Source organism: Arthrobacter sp. 08Y14, assembly GCF_002929455.1.
Classification (GTDB): Bacteria; Actinomycetota; Actinomycetes; order Actinomycetales; family Micrococcaceae; genus Arthrobacter_B; species Arthrobacter_B sunyaminii.
The window spans coordinates 1-527 of the sequence record NZ_PJIX01000058.1; the positions used below are offsets into that span (position 1 = coordinate 1).

Sequence of the window (527 nt, forward strand, 5' to 3'; positions counted from 1 at the left end):
TGCATGCCGACCATGGCCGCCTTCCCTTCGCAGATGTCCTCGCACCCGCCATCCGTTACGCCGAAGAAGGCTATGCCATCTCGCCGCGCGTCCACCGCGACTGGAAGAAGGAAGAGGAGCTTCTCGCCGCAGACAAGGCAGCAGCCGAGATCTTCCTGCCCGGCGGCCGGGCTCCGCGCATCGGCGAAACCCACCGCCAGCCGAAGCTTGCCGCAACGCTCCGCAAGATTGCCACCGAAGGCCGCGACGGCTTCTATAAGGGATCTGTCGCCGAAGACATGGTATCGCATCTCAACGCCCATGGCGGCCTCCACACACTGGAGGATTTTGCGGCAGCAGAGGGCGAATACGTGACCCCTGTTACGACCACCTTCCGCGGCTACACCGTCCACGAATGCCCGCCGAACGGCCAGGGCATCATTGCGCTGCTGATCCTCAACATCCTCTCCTGCTTCGACAACACGCTGGAACCCCACTCCGCAGACCGGCTGCATCTGGAAATCGAAGCCACTCGTCTCGCCTATGCC

The 527-nt window shown here is 63.2% G+C and carries 1 protein-coding gene; it reads left to right on the forward strand.

What is annotated here, in order from left to right; translation table 11 throughout:
• Nucleotides 1-527, forward strand: a 527-nt coding sequence (locus CXR03_RS19010; RefSeq protein WP_181034684.1) for a gamma-glutamyltransferase, incomplete at both ends; no start/stop codon positions are given.